At 63.1% G+C, this 21,696-nt stretch carries 9 protein-coding genes; 2 read left to right on the plus strand and 7 right to left on the minus strand.

The features are described from left to right. Window positions 1-11 precede the first annotated feature (11 nt). On the plus strand, window positions 12-1,094 hold the full coding sequence (locus ACKTT0_RS20020; protein WP_407851521.1) for a hypothetical protein: 1,083 nt from the start codon (window positions 12-14) through the stop codon (window positions 1,092-1,094). Window positions 1,095-1,097: 3 nt separating this feature from the next. Here ACKTT0_RS20020 and ACKTT0_RS20025 read toward each other — a convergent pair whose 3' ends face one another. The 4 genes from ACKTT0_RS20025 to wecB form a co-directional block, all read right to left on the minus strand. Beyond that, entirely contained in the window at window positions 1,098-2,954 is a 1,857-nt protein-coding gene (locus ACKTT0_RS20025; RefSeq protein ID WP_407851522.1) for a hypothetical protein, read from the minus strand. Between the two features lie 42 nt (window positions 2,955-2,996). Continuing rightward, a complete protein-coding gene (locus ACKTT0_RS20030) occupies window positions 2,997-7,004 on the minus strand; it encodes a glycosyltransferase family 4 protein (RefSeq protein ID WP_407851523.1) in 4,008 nt (1,335 codons plus the stop codon). Window positions 7,005-7,145: 141 nt separating this feature from the next. Beyond that, on the minus strand, window positions 7,146-8,408 hold the full coding sequence (wecC, locus tag ACKTT0_RS20035) for a UDP-N-acetyl-D-mannosamine dehydrogenase (protein ID WP_407851524.1): 1,263 nt from the start codon (window positions 8,406-8,408) through the stop codon (window positions 7,146-7,148). 8 nt (window positions 8,409-8,416) lie between these two features. Continuing rightward, window positions 8,417-9,547 carry a non-hydrolyzing UDP-N-acetylglucosamine 2-epimerase gene (gene wecB, locus ACKTT0_RS20040; RefSeq protein WP_407851525.1) on the minus strand — a complete coding sequence of 377 codons (1,131 nt, stop codon included), beginning with the start codon at window positions 9,545-9,547 and terminating at the stop codon, window positions 8,417-8,419. Window positions 9,548-10,101: 554 nt separating this feature from the next. Here wecB and ACKTT0_RS20045 point away from each other — a divergent pair. Continuing rightward, a complete protein-coding gene (locus ACKTT0_RS20045; protein ID WP_407851526.1) occupies window positions 10,102-11,286 on the plus strand; it encodes a glycosyltransferase in 1,185 nt (394 codons plus the stop codon). Here the strand turns inward: ACKTT0_RS20045 and ACKTT0_RS20050 are convergent. Genes ACKTT0_RS20050 through ACKTT0_RS20060 form a run of 3 tightly spaced genes read right to left on the minus strand, consistent with a single transcriptional unit; the run spans window position 11,268 to window position 21,271 of the window. Beyond that, complete coding sequence (locus ACKTT0_RS20050) at window positions 11,268-12,260, minus strand: lysophospholipid acyltransferase family protein (RefSeq protein WP_407851527.1); 993 nt, start codon at window positions 12,258-12,260, stop codon at window positions 11,268-11,270. The two genes, ACKTT0_RS20045 and ACKTT0_RS20050, sit on opposite strands and share 19 nt — an antisense overlap. A 4-nt stretch (window positions 12,261-12,264) precedes the next feature. After that, the gene (locus tag ACKTT0_RS20055) at window positions 12,265-13,611 is read right to left on the minus strand and encodes an aminotransferase class I/II-fold pyridoxal phosphate-dependent enzyme (RefSeq protein ID WP_407851528.1); all 1,347 of its coding nucleotides are present in this window, start codon (window positions 13,609-13,611) and stop codon (window positions 12,265-12,267) included. A gap of 28 nt (window positions 13,612-13,639) precedes the next feature. After that, a complete protein-coding gene (locus ACKTT0_RS20060; RefSeq protein ID WP_407851529.1) occupies window positions 13,640-21,271 on the minus strand; it encodes an SDR family NAD(P)-dependent oxidoreductase in 7,632 nt (2,543 codons plus the stop codon). Window positions 21,272-21,696: the final 425 nt, after the last annotated feature.

A 21,696-nucleotide genomic window follows, 5' to 3' on the forward strand; every position in this document is an offset into this window, starting at 1 on the left:
GAGAGCGCGCAATGACGGATCAACCATTATATCGGGCTAAGAGCTGGAGTGCATTTGCCGCGGCAGGGCTGGCGACGCTATTGATCGGCCTGGCTCCGGGCCTTGCATCAGCCAGGGTGCTGAGCCTCTATGTGGCGCCGAATGGGTCGATGTCGGCGGACGGCACGAAGAAAGAGCAGGCGGTGCCGACGCTGGCGCGTGCAATAGAAATTGCCAAGCAGCGGCTCCAGCCTGACGTCTCCGCGGTTGAGGTGCACGTCGCTCCGGGGGTGTACAAGGACCAGCAGTTGAAATTGGCGGGCACGCCCGGCGGACTGCCGCTGAGCCTGCTGGGGGCTGCTGGAAAAGATAATGCACGGCCCCAGTTCCAAGGCAAGGGAGAAGGGACGTGGTTGTCCTACAGCTCCAACAAGCACGATAAAAATTCACTGAAAGTTTCAGGATTTGAAGTTTCGAATTATCGAACCGCGATATCGCTGAACGGTTCTCGCAAAAATAAGGATAGTTGGAACGGTGGGCATGAGATTACCAATAATGTTTTCATGAAAATCGGCCAGTCGAGCGAAGCGGTCCGCCCCTCTACCGCCGCGATCCGTCTGGTCAATTCTCGTAATAATAAAATCGTCGGCAATACGTTTAATGAAATTCGCAATGTGCAGCAATGCAATCTCCTGCACGCGGTCTATGTTGCCCACTATTCGTCCGGAAATCTCATCTCGAATAATACATTCGATGGAGGATGCGGGGCGGTTATCAAGGTCCGCGACGCCTCCAACGGCAACAAGATAGTCCAGAACAAATTCCTGAACCAGGAGCTGGAGGCTGTGCAGGATTCTTTCTGCGACAAATCCAAAAGCTCGATGTGCACCCGCGAAACGCCGGAGTGTCCATCGTGGGATAACGTTGTCGAATCCAACGCCATTGCCACCGCGGCCCCCGACGTGCTTGCCGCGCGCACCGCCGCCGCCGGAAAGAAGATGGGACAACCGAAAGTTGCCGTGGTGAAAGGGCAGGCTGCGCCACCCGGGTGCGACGCGCCTCCGGGAGAGGGGCGCCGCATCCGATCAGTGCAGAATCAGTACATGAAGAAGTAGTGGTTATAGCTTGGAAAGGGCCACCGCGCGTTTGAGGATATCGGGAACCAGTTTTTCCGGTTCCCCGCGGTGCCCGGGGCGATCAACGTAAGTCCAGGTTTCCAGCAGCCCGCCCCGCGCCTGCCCGCCCTTGAGCGGCAAGTCCAGGCCGGCGCAGAAGGGCTGGTAGTGCTGTTCGTAGTGGTGCTTGTCGCCGGTGCTTTGAAGATACAGCACTTTCACATTCGGGGCGCGCTTGATGGCCTCGATGGCCGAGAAGCGCTGGTCGATCGTCTGGGCGTCGAGCTCTTCAGGCGTGGCAACCCCGAAAGCCACTTTCAGGAAATTGTTGACTGTCCGGGGATGGTAGTTCAGCACATGAGTCTGCGGGTTGACCGCGACCGCGGTGGCATCACCCAGGGCGGCGGCCAGCGTCAGGGCGCCGAAGCCGCCGCCTGACGAACCATAGACGATCACATCGCGCGTCTTGAGATGCAGCTTCCGGCAGGTGGTCCGGATCAGTTCGGCCAGCGACTGTATCCAATTTTCTGTCTGCGTACCCACATACCAGGCGAGTGCGAGTTTTTTGCGGGTCATGGCCGGATCGGTCACGTACAGCGCGGTGCCAGGCAGGGCCGGATGCCACGTCAACCGCGAAAACTCCGGTCCGCGGATTTTCCAGTTGCGTGCGCCGGTCAGCATGACGAACAGCTTCTTAGCGGCAGGCTTGCGCAACAGCAGGCATTCAAATTTGTTGCCACTAGGCACTGCGACGGAAAATCTGCCGTTCTTCAGGCGCGTCTTGCCATAGCTTTCGATGCTGTCGAAGTCGCGCCAGGTCGCCTGCAGCATCGCCGGAGGCGGCGTCTCTTTCTTGATGTAGTCACGGCGTACTACCGGCGCCCCCAGCAGGGGCGTAGTGTTGGTGCCGGAATGGCTGGGGATCGCATCGGGGGATTCACCGTTATTTAGCGCGATGGCGTGGCTGATGATCGCGCTGAATATGCCCGGAGGTGCTTGCAGCGTCTTGGCCGGGCCGCTGTACATGACGAGTTCCATTGTGTCGTCACGGCATGTCTCGTCGGCCGGGTTCAGGCCAAAAGCCTGGCAGAATGGCAGGAAATGATTCTGGTATACGTGAGGATTATTGCGATTCTGGACGTAGACGATCTTGGTTTCCGCCGAGCCCTGCAGCGTGGCAATGGCGGAAAGACGTCGATCCAGCATGTCGGTATTTTCCTGAGCCGTGTTGCCGGCACTGAAGCACGCACCCAGGAAAGTATTGACGATCGATGCGTAATAGCGCCGCACGTCGGTGTGCGGGTTGATGGCGATTGCGGTGGCCGGCCCCAGCCCGCAGGCGACCTGGAGCGCGGCGAATCCGGCGCCCGCCGTACCCAGGGTGAAGACGTCCTCGATGCTCAGGCCCAGCTTGCCAATCATGCGTTGGGCGAGCTGGACGATGGCCTGCGTCCAGTCATGCCGCGAAGTGCCCAGGTACCAGCCTAGCGTGAGGGAGCGGTCCACGAACAGCGTCGGGTCCGATATGTACAGGATCGAACCAGGCAGGCTGTTGGCCTGATCCACGCGTTGAAATGCGGGGAGGGGCGCCTCGGCCGTGTGCGAACTGGTGAAGACGATGAATAGTCGAGCGTGCTCCGGACGCAGGTGCAGCCTGCATTCGAAATGCCCTTCGTTGATGGCGATGGAAAAACGGCCTTCGCTCAATTCAACCGCATCGAACGCTTCCAGCGAAGCGTAATGATGAGTCTTCGGCGTTAAATCATCGATTGGCCGAAAGTGCGGCCCCACCGAGTTGTCTGAGCCTGACGGATCGCCAGTCACGGGCTTGGGTCTAATCTGCATCACGATACCGCTCATTCTGATCCTCTCCGGTGGTTCGCCTTGTTGTCAAACTACATATCAAGCGGACGCCAGGGTATTACGATACACGCTTGCGACCGTCAGGCCCGCATTTTTCCAGCTGCGGTTCTCGATGACCCATTGTCGCCCAGTTTTCCCCAGCCGGGTTCGCAATTCGGGGGATTGGAACAGCGTCGTGACCTTGGCCGCGAGATCATCGGGATTGCCCTTCTCGAAGATGAGCCCGGTTTCGCCATCCAGCACGATCTGGCTCAAGGCCTTGACGCTCGAGGCAACCACGGCCTTCTCTTGCGCGAGCGCCTCGAAAGGCTTCATCGGCGAAACCGTTTCGCAGACTGTCCACGGCTTGCGCGCGTAGACCAGGACGTCGATCAGGGAGTAGTAATTGCTGACCTGGTCATGGGGCACCCGGCCGGGCATGATGACCTTGTCGCCGAGTTGCTTGGCCAGCGCCTTGTGGTTCTGTTGGCCGCGGCCGTCCCCGACCAGCAGGACACGACAATCCATGCCGCTGGCTAGGATGCGCTTGGCGGCGCGCAGTAAGTCATCCAGGCCCTCGTAGTCCACAAAAGTACCCACGTAGCCCATCACGGGCACTCCTGGGGGAATGCCGAGCTTGGCCGCCAAGGCATCGTCGCGCTCGACGGGCACGAAGTTCTCGGGCGATACGCAGTTCGGAATCAAGGTGATCTTGTTCCGGTCTGCTCCCCGGGACACCAGTTCGTCGACCATGCCATCGGTCAGCGTGATGATGTTGTCCGAGTTCAGGATCGTGAAGGTTTCGAGATCGCGGATCCGGTCTACCAGGCCCTGGTTGGCGCCGGTCGTATCGCGCGAGGCATGCACCAGTTCCCACAGGCCGGAGACTTCGTAGACGAAAGGCAGGCCGACGCGCCGCGCCGCAATCAGCGCGGGCAGGGCAGTGAGATACGTGGAGCGCCCGTGTACCAGGGCCGGCCGTTCGTGCCGGAGCACTTTCTCAAATTCGTCTATCAGGCTCAGCATGTACTCCGCCTCGCTGACGGCGCCGCGGTCGGCGCCGCCAAAGATGCGGTGATAGGCGATATTGTCGATGGTATCTGTATCCGGGAACGTCTTGCCCCGATTGGCCGACTTGATGTCCACGGGGAACCCGGGACGGGTGTAGGGCACGATGTCGAAACCCGCCGCCAAGGTGCCTTGCAGGATGCCATGCGCGCGGGTCGCATAGCCTCCGGACAAGTGCGGCAGGCTGCTGTGCAGGAAATAGATGGTCTTGGTGTCCGAGACCGGCACCACGGGATTCCCGCTGCCGGCGTCGAACGCCCGGGCCAGCAGCGATTGGTAGCGAGCCAACTCGGGGAGGTGTTCGCCGCTGGCGCGGACCGTGTGGACAATATGCTTGGGATGCAGAAGCTTTGCTTCTATGACATCGTGGGCCTTGCCGCCGGTCTTGAGCCAGGTGCGCTCCTGCTCGACCCAGAGCCGCCCGTTTTCTCCCAGGCGGGCACGCAGTTCAGGCTGTTCGATGAGCATGCGCAGTTGACGCGAGAAGTCGTCGACGTTGCCTTTCTCGAAGACCAGCCCGTTGTGATCATGGCGCACCATTTCGGAAAGCGCGCGCACGCTGGACACCAGGACGGCTTTCTTCATGGCCATGGCTTCCAGGGGCTTCATGGGAGACACCATCTCGCAGACTGGCAGCGGCTTGCGCGGGAACGGCGCGATGTCGATCAGCGAGTAGTGGCTTTCGACCTCGGAATGGGGAATCCGCCCGGGCATGATGAGCCAATCAGAGAAGCCGGCGTCCTTGGCGATATCCTGCACGGCTTGCGTGATGGGGCCCACGCCGGTGCCGGAGACGTCCTCGTTGCCGACCATCAAGAGACGGAACTCGATATTCTGGGCCTTGAGTAGCGCGCAGGCGCCGGCCAGGTCTTCCAGGCCTTCATAGTGCACGAAGGTGCCGATGTAGCCGATGACCGGCACATGGGCGGGAATGTTCAGGCGCTGCGCCAGCGCGGTATCCCGACCACCCGGGTGGAACCGGGTCGGGTCGCACGAGTTCGGCAGGAGATCGATCTTGTCGGCCTCCACGCCTCGGTCTACCAGTTCGTCCCGCATGGCGGCGGTCAGCGTGAAGACCTGGTCGGCCCGGGCCGCCAGGCCGCCTTCCATGGCGCGCTCGACAGCGTAGGCGAGCGTTTCGCCGAACTGGGGCTGTCGCGATATGCGGGTCACTTCCCAGAAGCCGCGCACCTCGTACACGAACGGCAAGCCCAGACGGCGCGCGGCAATCATGGCGGGCAGCGCGGTCTGATAATTGGAGGCGCCGATCACGACGGAGGGGCGCAGGGCACGGAGCTTGTCGGTCAGGACGTCGGCCGCGGTCGCCAGGTATTCGTCGGTCGGCAGCCCCCCCGTCTTGAGCAGGGCGGTGGCCCGCATGGGCTCGAGGATCCGCTCGTAGCGAATACCGTCGATCATGGTTTCGAGCGGGACGTCGCTGGCCTGCAGCTTGGTGTTGGCGTCCAGCGGGAAGCCGGGGCGGGTCAGGACAACGACCTCATAGCCCGCGCGCGCCAGCCCGCTGGCAATACCGTGCGAGCGTGTGGCATAGCCGCCGGAGGAGAAGGGCAGCGAGTTGTGCAGTATGTATACCGCGCGATTGGGCTCGGGCGTGATGGGCGTGACCGGTTCGTTCAGCGGCCGGTCGAGCAGGGCCAGGCGATAGATGCGATGCTGCTGCAGCTTGGTCAGCGTCTCCTGCTTCTTGGCATCCATGTCCGGGCCATAGATCTGCTCGATGGCCTTGACGGCGTGGTACGCGGACTCGGGCTTGTTGGCGTGGACGGCCGCCCAGAAGTAGCCCCTCCAGATGGCGTCATCCTTGAATAATTTCAGCGCCAGTTCTGCAAGAGGCCATTCGACGTGCTTCGGACCTTTCTCGCGGAATTGCTTGCCGGTTGCCAGCAGCGACATGGCCGTGGAGCGAGCGGGCCGGTTGCCCTTGGGGTCCAGCAGTTTGCGCACGCCTTCGGCGCCTTCTGCCTGGAAGGTTTCGAGATACGCGGCAAGTTCACTGGCGACGGCTTGCACCACCGGCGTGTCGTTGGCCTTCTGGGCCTGGGCCGCGTCCATTTTCGCAGCCTTGGCCGCGCGACGCTTCTTGCCATCCTGCAGGAGGGTCCAGAAGGCGCCTGGCAATGCAGCGAACTGTCGCCATGACTGCGTGGCCTCGACCAGCATCTTCCCGAGGCGGTACGAATCCGTGCGGTAGATCGAGGCCAAGGTCTTTTCCGCTGCCGCGAGGCTGTTCGTCAGTCGGCGAATCTCGATGGCATGATTGCGGTTTTCCGTCTCGAGTTGCGTTTTGACGGTCAACAGATCCAGATTCTGCACTCTCAGCTCATGGAGCTGCTTGTTGAGTGATTCCGCCGTGGCCGCCTGCTGTTCGACGGCATGGGTGCGCGACGCATTTTCTTCCTGGAGCGCGTTGTGGAGCTTGGACAGGCGCTGCCATTTGCGCGTGACGTCCTGCAGCCGTCTCAGGCGATCGGCCAGCACGGTATCCGCGACATCGAGCATCCGCTCCACGTCGTGCGGCCGGTGCACGGCGCCAGGCCTCCGGTTGGCGACCAACTGGATATAGCCCTCCTTGTAGGACAGATCCTCGATCTGGCAATGGCCTTCCAGCGCCTTGGCCAGGCAGATGGGGGACGAGCCTGCCACGGAGAGGATGATCATGCCATCCGGTTTGATCAGGCCGGTGACCCATTGCAGCTGCATCGGCAGATCGCTGATGTCCTCGCTCAGAGCGGTCACCACCGCACAATCATAAGGAGCTTCCGCAGGCACGCTGCCCAGTGTCGTCATCGCGACGGCCGTCAGCGTGATTTTGTTCTTCGCCAGAAAAGAGGACATGCCGAATGGCGGCGCGCCGATCAGTGCGACATTCACGCCTCGCAGCTGGCTGGCGATCCATGCGGCTCGGGCGTTGCTCTTTGCAACGGGCTTGCCCCGGTTCTTGGGAGCCGGGAGGGGACCTGTCGGATTATCGTGCGCCATCTCTACGCTGCTCTTAATGGCATCGGTTGTCACTACTGCTCCTAAATCGATGCGACTCCGGCCCGACGCCGGACAATTACAGGAAGCGTGGCGGTCATCAGGCCCTTCGTTGATGCCGCCACTCCTCGTTTTACCAGCGACTTACTTCACCAGCCCCACGGCGTCGACGAAAATCTGGCCTTCGCGGTACTTCAGTCCATACTCGCGGAACGGAGTATGGGAGACCAGCACGGCTACCACGTCGGCAGTTTCGACGGCGTCTTCGAGGGACGTCAGCGAGTATTCACGCAGGTTGTGAGGCATCTGTTCGATATACGGCTCGACGATCTTGAACTTGCAGCGCAGCGAACCCAGCACCGCCTCGGTGATGTGCAGGGCGGGGCTTTCGCGCAGATCGTCGATGTCAGGCTTGAACGCCAGCCCGAGTAGGGCAACGGTGACGTCCTCGGGCTTCTTCCCGGAGGCGACCACTTGTTCGACCGCGGCCTGGATGCGCTCGACGACCCACTGTGGCTTGCCGTCGTTCACTTCGCGGGCCATCCGGACGATGCGGGCCTGCTCGGGCGTCTTGTCGACGATAAACCACGGGTCCACGGCGATGCAATGGCCTCCGACCCCGGCGCCCGGCTGCAGGATGTTGACGCGTGGGTGATGATTGGCCAGCTTGATGAGTTCCCAGACGTTGATGTCCAGGCGATCGCAGATCAGCGAGAGCTCATTGGCAAACGCGATGTTGACGTCGCGGAACGCATTCTCGGTGAGTTTCGACATTTCCGCCGTGCGCGCGTTGGACGCCAGCAGTTCTCCGTCGACGAACAGGCGGTAGACCGCGCGGGCCTTTTCAGTCGATTGCGGGTTGATGCCGCCGATGATGCGATCGTTCTCGACCAGCTCGCGGACCACTTGGCCGGGCAGCACGCGCTCGGGGCAATAAGCGACGTAGACATCGCTTTCGGTGCTGCCGGGCAGGGGGAGCGCCAAGTCGGGGCGCAATTCGGACAGCCATTGAACGACCTGTTCCGTGGTGCCGACGGGCGAGGTCGACTCCAGGATGACCGTATCGCCCTTCTTCAAGACGGCAGAGATGGCTTCGGTCGCCGCCTTGACGTACGACAGGTCAGGCTCGTGATCGCCCTTGAAAGGAGTGGGTACTGCAATCAGGAAGGCGTCCGCGGGTTCCGGCTTGGTCGTGGCCCGCAGATAGCCTTGCGTCACCGTGGACTGCACGACCATGTCCAATTCGGGTTCGACGATGTGGATTTTGCCTTGGTTGATGGTATCCACCGCATGCTGATTAATATCCACGCCGATAACTTTGACACGACGGGAGGCGAGCACGGCAGCCGTCGGCAAACCGATATATCCCAGCCCAATGACGGAAATGGTATTCAAGGGTGTTTCCATGCTCAAACTCACGATTTGGGTTGTTGGTTAAGGAGTACTTGGATTATTTGGGGCGACGCGGTGCCATTGCCGTATGGATTATGGGCATAGGCCATTTTCTTGTATTCGATCTCGTTTTCTGTCAGATCTTTGACGCTCTGCACGATGCGAGCGGCGTCTGTCCCCACCATTCTGACCGTGCCGGCCGCCACGGCTTCCGGCCGTTCGGTAGTGTCGCGCATCACCAAGACAGGCTTGCCCAGAGACGGCGCCTCTTCCTGGATTCCACCCGAATCGGTGAGGATCAGGAAACTGCGTTGCATGAGATATACAAACGGTAGATAATCCAGCGGCTCAATGAGGTGGACATTGTCGAGTCCGCGCAGGAGCCTGTTTACAGGTTCGCGCACATTCGGATTCAAATGCACCGGGTAGACGAAGTCCATCTGGGGGTAAACGCGAGCCAATTCAGCGATAGCGGTGCAGATATTCTCGAAGCCGCCTCCGAAATTCTCGCGGCGATGGCCTGTGATCAGGATCAGCCGGCGCTCTTCCGAAAGGAAGGAAAATTGCGAAGCAAACTGTTTCAGCAGGGCTTCGTCATTTTCTATTTTGTTCTTTATGGAAAGAAGGGCATCGATTACGGTATTGCCCGTGACAAAAATACGGTCTTCCGGCTTGCGTTCTTGCAGCAAGTTCTGGCGAGCCTGTTCGGTGGGCGCGAAATGCAAATCGGCCAGTACGCCAGTGATCTGCCGATTGGCCTCTTCCGGCCAGGGCGAGCGGATATTGCGGGTACGCAGTCCCGCCTCCACATGCCCAACCGCAATCCTTGAATAAAACGCGGCAAGGGAAGCGGCAAGAGTCGTGGAAGTATCGCCATGGACCAGCACATAATCCGGCTTTACTTCTTCCAGGATGTTTTTTATTCCATTCAGAATGCTGGTCGTAATGGAAAAAAGATCTTGTCCGGGGCGCATTACATTCAAATCGAAATCGGGTTTGATTTCGAACAGCTTCAGCACCTGATCCAGCATTTCGCGGTGCTGGGCCGTGACGCAGACATAAGACTTGATGTCCGGGTGGTTGGATAATGCGTTGACCAACGGAGCCATTTTGATGGCTTCGGGCCGGGTGCCAAACACGGTCAGTATCTTCATATAATCAACATGGGATTCGGACAAGCTATCCAGGATAAAACGAATCCGTAACTCTACTCTATGGATTGGGCAATCTCGTGAATCTGGGTGATATCAAATGTATCTTTTGTGACAAACTTTACAATGCGGCCCAATTTGTTGGCAAAGCGGGGGTTTGCTTGGCGAGGCGGGAGGGGGAGGTTGCATTCTTATTCTGCGTGCGCACCTGCCCTTAAACTTGTCGGAAGGGCGCCATGGTGACGTATCAGCCATGAAGGGTTGCAAATTATTATAATTGAAGGGTTAGACTAAAAAAAGATGCCGATGATTGCATCGGGTTAGTTTTGTTGCGAGGTAATTGGCCTGCCATATAAGTAGTTTATATACAGTGCTAACAGCATTGCATTAGAATGTGGATAGATTGGCCAGCTTGTTGCGCAAAATGGCGCAACAATTGTCACGAATTTGTTGTTTTGTTGCGTCATTGGTCCTGGGGCTCGGTGCGCACGGGAGCCGCCGATAGGCCGCGGGAATGCCATGCTGGGCATTGAGCCTGGCTAGCGAAAGGGGGGACGTTGCTGCTTGATAATCTTACCGCCAATCCAAGGTCGGTCCCGTCTGCTTTCGTCGCCGCCGTTACCGGCGCGTGTCATGCGGCTGAGCGCTTGCCCAAAATCTTGATGTACTACCCCACGCTCAAGCTCAACCCGTTCCATGAGTTGTTGTATGCGAGAGCCAATGAAGCCGAGACAGCGGTTATTCCGCTGTCAGATGTTTCATGGCTGGCGGAAATCGGCTGGGCGGGGCGACTTGCCATCCACCTGCACTGGTTGCAGGGCGTGCTGAAGGGGGCGCGTTCCGAGGAAGAGGCGAAATCCATGGCGCAAGGTTTCGAAAACCGAATGGCCGAATGGAAGGAGCGTGGCATAAAAATAATCTGGACAGTACATAACGTATTGCCGCACCAGCGCCGTTTCCCCGATGCCGAGGTGCTTCTGCATAAAGTGACAGCCAAACATGCCGATCTCGTTCATGTCATGAACAGGGATACGGCAAAATTGACGCGGCCGTGGTATCAGATACCAAAATCGCGTTCGTTCCATTTGCCGCACCCATCATATGCCAACTGGTACGGTAATGTGATTGGAAAATCGCGCGCGCGGCAGATATTGGGCATCGCGGATCGCGAGTTCGTGTTTCTTTTTTTTGGCTCGATACAACCCTACAAAGGCTTGGTGGAGCTGGTCCAGGCATTTGGCGCGTTAAAAGCGCGAGTGTCGGGGCAGCGCTTGCGCTTGCTGATCGTCGGGCCGAATGCTGATCCGGAATATACTAACTCCCTTAAAGAATGCGCCGCCGATGCAGATATATCGCTGATCCCGCACGGTGTTCCAGACGATCATATACAGGTATATTTCAACGCCTCGGATACTGTCGTCGCGCCGTATCTTCGCAGCTTGAATTCAGGCGTGGCGCTGTTGGCGGCTACCTTTCGCAAACCCATGGTGGCGCCAGACACCGGATCCATGGCGGAAGTCCTCGGAACTGAGCACCCCCTCTTGTACGACAGGAGCCAGGAGGGTCTGGTCGATGCGATGCAGCGCGCAATGAGCCATGCGCCCGAGGCTCGATATTTCGACGAGATTCTGGAGAGCCACGAGCCGGGCAAGATCTCAGCGCTCTTCTTTTCCGAGGTGAGCAAGCTTCTCGACGGCAGGGCGCGTATCCCCCAGAAACGTCCTCAAGGCCGCAAGAAATAGAGTTGCTGCCAGTCGTCCAGATGCCGGCGCACGATGTCCGTGAACATTCGGTCTAGCCGTTCGGCAATCATGTCGTGCGATCCGCTGTCCCCCGGCGCGGGCGCCTGGAGATCGTCGCATACGTGTAGCCGGAAGCGGGAGCCGCGCTCGCGTTCCATGTAGACCGGGGTCAATGGCGCCCCCGTGGCGGCCGACAGCCGGATGGCCAGGCTCAGGTTGCTGCCATAAGGCATCGGCCGGCCGAATGTGGGGAAGTAGATCTGCTTGCCGCGCGCTTCGTCCAGGTGAATGAGAATCGCGCCGCCCGGCCCCCGCAGATGCTCCAGGAGCTGGCGGGTGGTACGCAGGCCGGGTTCCAGCACCGCGGCGCCATGCTTGCTGCGCAATTTTTCGCTGAGCTGCTGGCGGAAGCGGTTGGGCTGCTTGCGGCTGACCGTCATCCCACGGGAGCCGATCAGCTGCATCAGGCACATTCCCAGCAAGTCGCCCAGGTTGCTGGTATGGACCGATACGAAGATGCGGGACTGGGACGGGTCCTTGAGGGCCTGCCGCCGCTGGTCGGGCAAGACGGCAACATGGCCGCCTTGCCATATGCGATCCATGACCAGGGTTTCCAGCAGCGCCCGGCCGGAGTTCCGATGCAACCGGCAGAGCAGCGCGTCGACTTCGGCGGGCGGCAGAGCGGGAGCGATCATGGCCAACGCCTGGCGCGCCTGGTCTTCGACTCTTTTTCTTGTTGCGCCGACGTAGCGGCCGCGGGAGGCCCCCAGGCGCGAACAGAGGCCGATGGGAAGCACACGAAACAGGTAATAGGCAGCGAGTTCCAGCCCTCCGCCCAGCGGCTCCTCGACCCAATACTTGGCCCAATGGCGGCGGGCCGCCGAATCGCCAAGCAGGCAGGCAAGCCCCGGGCGGGCGGGCGGCCGGGACGGCGGCCTGATGATGGGCACGTTCCGCTTGCGTGGCACCGTCATGGTTTTACAGCGCCGCTGCCAGCAGTTCGACCGTGTGGCGCAATTGCTCTTCGGTATGCGTGCAGGAGATGAAAAACCGCAGGCGTGCGACACGCTCGGGCACGGCGGGATAGAGGATCGGCTGTACGTTGATGCCTTGCTCGAACAACTGCGTCGACAGCCGGGCGGCCTTCAATGAGCTGCCGGTAATTGCCGGGATGACGGTGAGCCCGGCGCTGGTCCCGGTGTCCACGCCCGCGGCGCGGGCAAGTTCAAGGAAATACTTGCCGCGCGCCTGCAGGGTTGCCACGCGTTCGGGCAGCTCCTGCATGCGCCGCAAGGCTGCCAGAGAGGCAGCCGCGACGCTGGGCGGCATCCCGACGCTGTACAGGAAGCCCGGCGCGAGGAATTTCAGGTGTTCGACCAGCGCACTCTCGCCCGCGATGTACCCGCCGCAGCCAGCCAGAGACTTGCTCATCGTGCCCATCCAGATGTCGACATCCTTGCCGTCAATGCCGAAATGGTCTCGCAGCCCGTAGCCGCGCGTTCCCATGACGCCCAGCGAATGTGCTTCGTCGATCATCAGGAACGCCTTGTGGCGGCGCTTGATCTCGATAAAGCGGGGCAGGTCGGGGAAGTCGCCGTCCATCCCGTACAGGCCTTCCAGCACGATCAGCACGCGCTCGAAGTCGCGGCGCTGGTCGTGCAGGATGCGATCCAGAGCGGCCCAGTCATTGTGGGCAAAGGGCAGGCGCCGGGCGCCGGACAGTTGTATGCCCTGCAATACGCTGTTGTGAATCAATTCGTCATGCAGCACCAGGTCGCGCGGCCCGAACAGATGGCCGATGGTGGACACGTTGGTGGCGTGGCCGCTGACAAATACGATCGCGTCATCCACTTCGTACAGGTCGGCCAGCGCGCGCTCCAGCTGCCGGTGGATAGGGCGTTCGCCGGACACCAGGCGGCTGGCCGAGACGGAGGTGCCGTACCGGTCCAGCGCTTCCTTGGCCGCCGCGATGACTCGCGGGTCGCCTGACATGCCCAGGTAGTCGTAGCTCGCGTAATTGATGTAGTGCTTGCCGGCGATGCGGGTCTGCGCGCCGGCGATGCCCTCGTGCACCTTGAAAAAGGGGCTGCGGACCCCCATGCGGGCCGCGCCTTCGTTCAGGATGCGCAGTTGCCGGTAGCCCGGGTGCTGGTCGAAGCGATAGAACTCTTCCGGCAAGGCGGCAGGCCCGCCGAGCGGGCGCGCCACCGGCGGCTGGGACTGCTCGTGCTCCACCTGGCGCAGTTTGCGCTCGAGGCTTTGTTGGATCAGCTTGTCTTTGATGTTTGCCGTGAGGCCGGGCAACCCCTTCTTGATGGTGCTCATGACTGCGCTGCTGCGTCCATTGCTGGGTTCATTGGATCAGGCGCTTGGTGCCGGCGGCTTCGGATCGCAAGTCGTTGGCGAACGCCTGGACGGCCTCGTCGGCCAGTTCGTCGGTGTGCTGGGAGACCACCTGTTCCACCTCGGCAAGCAGGGTGTCCTGTTGCGGCGTGTCGCCCTCGTTGCGCAACAATTGAAGCAGCCGTGCTGCCAGTTTGGCAAGTGTAGGGCTTTCATTCAGCGCCATGACAGGCAGCCGGATGCCGAAGCGGTTCTCCAGCGCCACGACCAGTTCCACGCCCATCAGCGAGTCCAGGCCCATATCGTAGATGGACACATCGGGATCGATCTTGTCGGCGGAAACCCGCAGGATTTCGCCGACTTCGGCCTTGAGCATATCGACCAGCATCGGATGCAGCGCCGCGTCGTCGAGCGTGGCCAGCAAATGAGCGATATCCTGGGCATCGCCATCGTCCTCGCCGCTTTCTCCGGCGCGGCGCGCCAGCAGGCTGAATTTGGGCGCGGCGGCGGTGGGCAGGAAGCGGCGCAGGGCGCGCCAGTCGAGTTCGAGCACGCCGAGGCCGCTGGCGTCGGCCAGCAGCATGTCTTCCAGGGCCAGCAGGGCCGCCTCGGATGCCAGTGCGGCGCCGCCCATGCGGCTTTGCAGGGCGTCCTTGATTTTCTTGTTGCGGGCCAGGAAGCCGACATCGTCGATGGCGCCCCAGCGCACGCACGTGGCCGGCAGCCCCAGGGCGCGTCGTTGGCGCGCCTGGTTCTCCAGCCAGGTGTTGGCGGCCACATAATTGGCCTGGCCCGGGTTGCCGAACAAGGTGGTGGCCGATGAGAACGTAACGAAGAAATCCAGTGGCCGCCCGCGCGTGGCGTCATCGAGGTGCAGGGCGCCCAGTATCTTGGGCGCCAGCACGCGTTCGATCTGCTGCGCCGTAGCGCCGCGCACCAGGCCGTCGTCGATCACCATTGCCGCGTGAACGATGCCCTTCAGAGGCGGCATGGCCTCGTCAATGTGACACAGCAAGGCGCTCACCGCCTGGGCGTCGGTCACGTCGCACGCGGCGGCGTGGACGGTGATGCCGCGTTCCCGCAGGGCGGCGATGGCTTGTTGGGCGGCCTCCGCGACCGGGCCGCTGCGGCTGATCAGCACGAGATGGTGCGCGCCCTTGTCGGCCAGCCATTGCGCGGTGCGCAGCCCGAAGCCGCTCAGGCCGCCTGTCACCAGATAGGTGGCCTCCGCGGACAGCCTCAACGAGGCCGACGCCGCTGGCAGCGCCGCCCTGGGCTGGTGCACATCGCGGATGCCGTTGCGATAAGTGATGACGATCTTGCCGATCTGGCGCGCCTGCTGCATGTAGCGGAATGCATCGACGATGTCATTGGCATCGAATTCCCTGTAGGGCAGCGGATGCAGCGCGCCCTGAGCGAACAGGGCCATCATTTCGCCGAACAGGCGGCGCGTCAGGGCGGGGCGCTCGCGCAGCAGTTGGTCCGCGTCGATCCCGAAATAGCTGATGTTGTTGCGGAAGGGGCGCAGGCCGATGCGCGTATTCTCGTAGAAATCGCGCTTGCCGAGTTCCAGGAAGCGGCCGAAGGGCTTCAGGACCCGCAGATTGCGGTTGATTGCCTCGCCGGCCAGCGAGTTCAGCACCACATCGACCCCGCGGCCGCCGGTGTCGGCCAGGATCTCGTCGGCATAGGCCAGCGAGCGCGAATCGTAGATATGCTGGACGCCCATCAGGCGCAGGAAGTCGCGCTTCTCGTCGGATCCCGCGGTGGCGTAGATCTCGGCGCCGCGCCACTGGGCGAACTGGATCGCCGCAATGCCGACGCCGCCGGCCGCGCCATGGATCAGCACTTTCTCGCCCTCTTCGAGCTGCGCCAGGTGATGCAGGGCATAGTAGACGGTGAAGAATGTACTGGGGATGGTCGCGGCGGCCTCGAAGGAGATTCCCTCGGGGATGCGGGCGACGGCGTCCGTGTTGGTCACGACACGATCGGCGAAGCTGGCCGGGCCGAAGCCGACCACCGCGTCGCCGGGCTGGTACTGCTGGCCAGCCAGCGCGCCGGCGCGCAGCACAGTGCCCGCGAATTCCAGGCCCAGCGAGGCGCCGGCATAGCCGTTTTCGATTGCCTCGTCGGACAGCAGGCCGAGCGCGTACATGACGTCGCGGAAATTCAAGCCGGTGGCGTGCACCTGGATTTCGAGCTGGTCCGGGGCGGGTGCGGCGGCCGCGCGGGTCTCCCAGCGCAGATTTCGCAGTTGGCCGGGGAAGGGGAACGCCAGGCGCACCGCGCCCGCCTCGTCGGGCGAGGCGGGCGCGGCGCAGGGCCGTGCCACGGTCTTCAGGCGCGGCGCATAGCGCGCGCCATGTAGCGTGATGGCTGTCTCGGTCTCGGCGTCGGGCCGGCACAGCTCGCGCTCCAGCGCCTGCAGTACGGCCTCGTCCGGTTCGGCGTCCGGCAGGTCGACCAGGCGTACGCCGAACTGGCCGGCCTCGTTCATCATGGTGCGGCCATAGCCCCACAAGGCCGCGTCGTTGAGCGAAGCGGCGCCCGGCTGCGGCCTGGCCCAGTGCTGGGCCGCGCCGGCGGTCAGCAACCATAGCGTGGCGCCGGCGCCGCTGCGGTCCAGCGACTGGAACGCGGCGGCGGCCAGCGCGCACCGGTGGACCTGGCGCTGCATAAGTGCGTCAGGCGTCGCGATATCGCGCGGCGCGGTCAAGCCATCGAGGTGGATGACGCCGTCGAGCTGGCCCAGGCGGGTCCGGGCTTGCGCCAGGACTGTGTCCATCTTGGCCGGATCGACGCCGCGCTGGATAAGCGCGCGATGGCCGGCCGTCTCCAGGCGCTGCGCCAGCGCTGCGGCCAGCGCGGCATCGCCGGCCTCTTCGCCAGCCAGCAGCAGCCAGCCGCCTGGCGCCGGCGGGGCGGCCACGGGCGCGGCCGCGGCGACGTCCAGCACGGCGGGCAGCAAGTAAGGGCCCGCGAGCGTGTCGGGCGCGAATTCGAGCAATGGCAGGCAGGCGCAGCCGTGTTCGGCCAGGGCCTCCTGCCAGAACCGCGCCGGGTACTGGCACGAGGCGGCCCGGCCGTCTTCCGTGGTGGCGTTCCACCAGCCGGGGGCCGATCCGGCGATGAAGTCCAGCCAGGCAGCGGGATGCGTGCCCACCAGTAGCAGCAGGCCGCCGGCTTTCAGGTGCAGCCGGGCATATTGCAGGACAGCCTGGGCCTCTCCCGCATTGGTGGCATCGGCATGCAGGATGACCAGGTCGTGATCGGCCTGGGCGGTATCGTCACCGTCCTGTCCGATCAGGACGGTCGATGCGTCGGGATACAGGTCCAGTTGGCGTTGCGCCTGCTCGATGGCATCGGCAGTTGTCGAGCTGTAGCGGTAATCGGCCAGGTCGAAGTCCAGCGCGCTGCAGCAGTCTATGGCGAAAGCGGGAGCATGGGCGCTGATTTCCAGCACGCTCAGGCGCCTGCCGGCGGGAAGCGCGGCTTGCGCGCGGGCCAGTTCGGACCGTAGCGCGGCGCCGATGCGCTGGCGCGCCTCCGCGCCGAGAATCTGGCGCAGCAGCGCGCCCGGAGTGGATTGCATCGAAACCGAGTCGGCGGCAATGCTCCGTCCTCGCAGCAGTTCCGCCAGATGCAGGCCGACCCGTCCCGCGGCATGCACGATATGCGCGTAGTCGGGGTACTCGCGCACCAGGCTGTTCCAGATGTCGATGGCGCCCGGCGCGGTTTCGTCATCTTCCGCCGCGCAGGTCCAGCCTGACGGCATGCGCTTGAGGAGCCCGGCGCGCGTTGCGCGGTCGAGCAGATGGTCGAGCAAGAGTGCCGCATCCGGCATGGCCTGGCGGCAACGGTCGACCACGTCATCATATAAATGGCCGCTGTCCGGCGCCCAGTCGCGTATCGCCTGAACCAGAAAGCGGTCGCAGAGGCTGTCGAGCAGCGGCTCGATTTCGTGGGCATAGCGCGCATGCACCCCGTCCTGGACGGCGGCGGCCGTGGCGGATGCCAGCGCGCCGGCCAGGGCCGACGTGTCGAGCGTGCTTTGGTGACTGGCGGGGTCATGCGCATGCGGCGCGGGAGTCCCGTCGTCAGCCAGGAAATCCAGGACGCGGGTCGACGCCTTGGACAGGCGTATGCTGCGGAAACGCGCATCGCGAACCGCGGCGACCTGCTCCCCGGCCTGGTTGAACAGCGCGAAATCGATGGTCAGCGAGTGCGGGCTGCGGCGCCGCAGCGTGGCGCGGACCCAGGACGGAATGCCGCGATCGTCGCGGATCGCCAGGCGGCCGATCTTGGCGGGCACGAACGCGATGTCGCGATCAGTCGATGGATCGTCGAACAGCAACGGGACGACGAGTTGGAAGGCGTTGTCGAGCAGGGCCGGATGCAGCCGGGTCTGCGCCAGGCCGTCGTGCAGCACGGCGGCCGGCTCGAGCAGCGCAATGACGGTCCCGTCTCCTTCCTTCCAGCCGTGCTTGAGGGCGCGGAAGGCCGGGCCATAGTCGAGTCCCACGGCATGGGTCAGCTGGAAATGCGCGTCGGCGGTGAAGTCGGCGGGACGGTCCGGCGCCTGCACCGGGGCATCGACCAGCAACGCGGAGCCCGCTTCACGCAAGATCCGGCCGGTTGCATGCAGCGTCCAGGGTTCGGCCGCGCCCAGCTCCTTGGCCTGGATCTGGAACGCGCCGTCGGCGGCGTCCAGGCAGAAGCGCACACGCTTGGAAGGCGAGGCGGCAAGCAGCAGCGGGGCGCGGATCTCCAGCTCCTCGATCTCGGCGCAAGTGCCCGGCAGCCATTGGCCGGCGGCCGCCAGCGCCATCTCGGCAAAACCCGCGCCGGGGAACACGGTGGCATCGCCCACTACGTGATCGGCGAGCCAGGGGTACAAGGTAGTGTCGAGCTGGTTTTCCCAGATCCCTTCGTGTTGCCGCAGCGCGTGTCCCAGCAGGGGGTGGACCTTGGCACGCTGCAACTGGTTGAGTGATTCGGGGGTGATGGGATGCCAGTGCCGTTCCCGCTGCCAAGGGTAGGCGGGCAGCGAGACGTGGCGGCCGGCCCAGGGAAAGAGGTCCTGCCAATCGATCCGGGCGCCGCTCAGGACGGCCTGCCCGGCGGTCTCGTGTATTTTGCCGGGCTCGTCATTGCCGCGGCTGGCCGTCGTCAGGACGCGGCCCTGGAGGCCGGCGTCCGCCAGGCTGTCGTTGACGTACGAACGCAGCACCGGGTGCGGACCGATTTCGATATAAATATTGTCGCCACGCGCCACCAGGGCGTCCACGGCCTGCTGGAAACGCACGGGCTCGCGCACGTTGCGCCACCAGTAATCGGCGTCCAGCTGTTTGCCGTCGAGGCGCGCGCCGCTGATGGTGGAAACAAACGGCACATGCCCGGATTGCGGAGTCAACTGGCGCAACGCCTGCTGCAGCCCGGGCCGGATGGCATCCATGGCAGGACTGTGGAAGGCATAGTCGAGGTCCAGGCGCTTATGGAACACCTGGCGCTCGGCCAATACAGTCTCGACCGCCGCCAGGGCGGCCGGGTCGCCGGCCAGCGTGGCGCCGCGCGCACTGTTGTAGCCGGCGACGCACACGGCGTCGGTCAACTGCAGTTCGCTCAGCAGGGCCTGCGCGGCCGCGCCGTCGATGCCGACGGCGGTCATGCGGCCCTGGCCCTTGGTGGTGCCCTGCAGGCGGCTGCGGTGGAAGATGACTTGCACGGCATCGGCCAGCGTCAAGGCGCCGCAGGCCCATGCCGCGGCCACTTCGCCTACGCTGTGGCCCACCACGGCGACGGGCAGGATGCCGCGCTGCGCCAGCATGCGGGTGATGCCGACCTGGATCGCGAACAGGGCCGGCTGGGCGATTTCGGTGCGTTCGTACTGATTGGCGCTATCGGTTCGAGCCAGCTCGTCCGCCAATCGGTACCCGCTCAGCGGCGCGAAGCGGTTGTCGATTTCGTGCACGGCTTCGGCGAATACTGGTTCGGCCAGCAATTGGCGGCCCATGCCCGCCCACTGCGAGCCGTTGCCCGAATAAACGAACACGGGGCCCTGCGCCGCGGATACGGCGCTGCCGCTGGCGACGCTGTAGCGGGGCGCTTCGCCGTCAGCGAAGCGGGTCAGGGCCTGCGCCACGCTTTCGCTGTCGGCGCCATAGACGACGGCGCGCTCGGCATGCCATTCGCGCCGCATGGCGGCATGATATGCCACGTCATACAGGGCTCGCGCCGGCTGGTCCCGCAGCACGTCAGCCAGGCCGCGCGCCGCGGCCTTCAGGGCCTCGGGCGTCTTGCCGGAAACAATGAGCGGGACCGCGGCAGTATTGGCCAGCTTGTCGGCCGGGTCGTCATCGTGCTCGGGCGGGCTCTGCAGAATGACATGCGCGTTGGCGCCCCCGAATCCGAACGAGTTCACCCCGATCGTCAGTTGCCCCTTCTGGGGCAGGGGCCGATTCTGGGTCGCAACCTCGATATTCCAGCCCTTGAAGTCGATGGCCGGATTGAGCTTCTGGATACCGATGGTGGCGGGCACCACGCGATGCTGCAGGCTGTAGATGGCCTTGACCAGGCCGGCAATTCCCGAGGCGGTTTCCAGATGCCCCATGTTGCTCTTGACTGACCCGATCGGCAGGGGGTTGTCGGGGCCGCGCAGCTGGCCCAGGGCCGCCCCGATTGCACGTGTCTCGATAGGGTCGCCGACGGCCGTGCCGGTGCCATGCGCTTCCAGATAGTCGATATCTTCCGCAGAAATGCCTGCGCGCTCGTAGACCCCGCGCATCAGTGCGATTTGCGCGTCGGCATTCGGCACAGTGAGGCCCGACTTGCGGCCGTCGGTGTTGACGGCGCTGCCGGGAATGACCGCCAGAATGCGGTCGCCGTCGGCCAAGGCCTGCTCGTAGTCCTTCAGCAGCAGCAGGCCGCCGCCTTCCGAGCGCACGTAGCCGTTGCCGGCAGCGTCGAATACCTTGCACCGGCCGTCGGGAGACAGCATCGATGCCTTTGAAAACGTGATGAATCCATAGGGGTGCAAGTGCAGGCTGATGCCGCCGGCGATGGCCAGGCTGGTCTCGCCCGTTGCGATCGCGCGGCAGGCCTGGTGCACGGCCACCAGGGACGACGAGCAGGCGGTATCCACGGCCATGCTGGGGCCGTGCAGATCGAACAGGTATGACAGGCGGTTGGCGGCCACGCTGGAAGTGTTGCCCGTGGCCATGGACGCGTCGATGGCATCCAGGTCGTCGGACAGGCGGTGCGAATAGTCGGCGCTGGCAATGCCGATATATACCCCGCAATCACTGCCCCGCAGGCTGGACGGCTTGATCCCGGCATGTTCGATGGCTTCCCAGCACAATTCCAGCAGCAGGCGCTGCTGAGGGTCCATCAGCGCCGCTTCACGGGGGGAAATGCCAAAAAAGTGCGCATCGAAGCCGGACACGTCGCCGATCGAGCCGGCGGCGAAAGTGTAGGCAGTGCCAGGATGATCCTTGGCGGGATGCAGGTAAGCGTCCTGTTGCCAGCGATCGGGGTCGACTTCGGTGACCAGGTCGCGTCCGGCCAGCAGGTCGGCCCAGTACCGCTCGGTATCGGTTTGCGGGAACCGGAACGACAGCCCCACGACGGCAACGCGCTTTGCCATGTATTTCTTCCTTCGGACAACAGCTCTCGAGAGCTTTTTGGTTTTCTTTTGTTAGGGACAGACGACTCAGGGACCGGGCGCCGCGGCGCCGGGCGGGCTGGGTCTACAGGCAATGACCAGAAGAGCGGCCGCTTCCGGGCGGCTTGGCGGATAGCAGATGCGGATATTCCTTGAACGGTAGGGGGCAGGATTTTTCCGGGACGCCGGCATTTGCTGCGTTGCCCGCGCCAAAGGAAAGCGACTCGGCCATTATGGTCAGGTTGTCCGAAGAATTCGAGAGCCAGATTTTACTGTTTATAGTGCGAATGGAAGACAGCGGGCGATGCGTGGCAAAATGCGGATACAAAACGCTGCGGAATGCCCAAGGAATTGCGGCCAAATGCGCAAAATTTCCCCGATTTTCACCGTTTATAAGATCCCTATAC

It is taken from the genome of Bordetella saccharivorans (genome assembly GCF_045862855.1).
Classification (GTDB): Bacteria; Pseudomonadota; Gammaproteobacteria; order Burkholderiales; family Burkholderiaceae_B; genus Bordetella_A; species Bordetella_A petrii_F.

Excerpts from the sequence above, each read along its gene's own strand:
- ACKTT0_RS20020 (WP_407851521.1), top strand. The coding sequence starts at position 12 with ATGACGGATCAACCATTATATCGGGCTAAGAGCTGGAGTGCATTTGCC.
- ACKTT0_RS20025 (WP_407851522.1), bottom strand. The coding sequence starts at position 2,954 with ATGAGCGGTATCGTGATGCAGATTAGACCCAAGCCCGTGACTGGCGAT.
- ACKTT0_RS20030 (WP_407851523.1), bottom strand. The coding sequence starts at position 7,004 with ATGGCGCACGATAATCCGACAGGTCCCCTCCCGGCTCCCAAGAACCGG.
- wecC (WP_407851524.1), bottom strand. The coding sequence starts at position 8,408 with ATGGAAACACCCTTGAATACCATTTCCGTCATTGGGCTGGGATATATC.
- wecB (WP_407851525.1), bottom strand. The coding sequence starts at position 9,547 with ATGAAGATACTGACCGTGTTTGGCACCCGGCCCGAAGCCATCAAAATG.
- ACKTT0_RS20050 (WP_407851527.1), bottom strand. The coding sequence starts at position 12,260 with ATGACGGTGCCACGCAAGCGGAACGTGCCCATCATCAGGCCGCCGTCC.
- ACKTT0_RS20055 (WP_407851528.1), bottom strand. The coding sequence starts at position 13,611 with ATGAGCACCATCAAGAAGGGGTTGCCCGGCCTCACGGCAAACATCAAA.
- ACKTT0_RS20060 (WP_407851529.1), bottom strand. The coding sequence starts at position 21,271 with ATGGCAAAGCGCGTTGCCGTCGTGGGGCTGTCGTTCCGGTTCCCGCAA.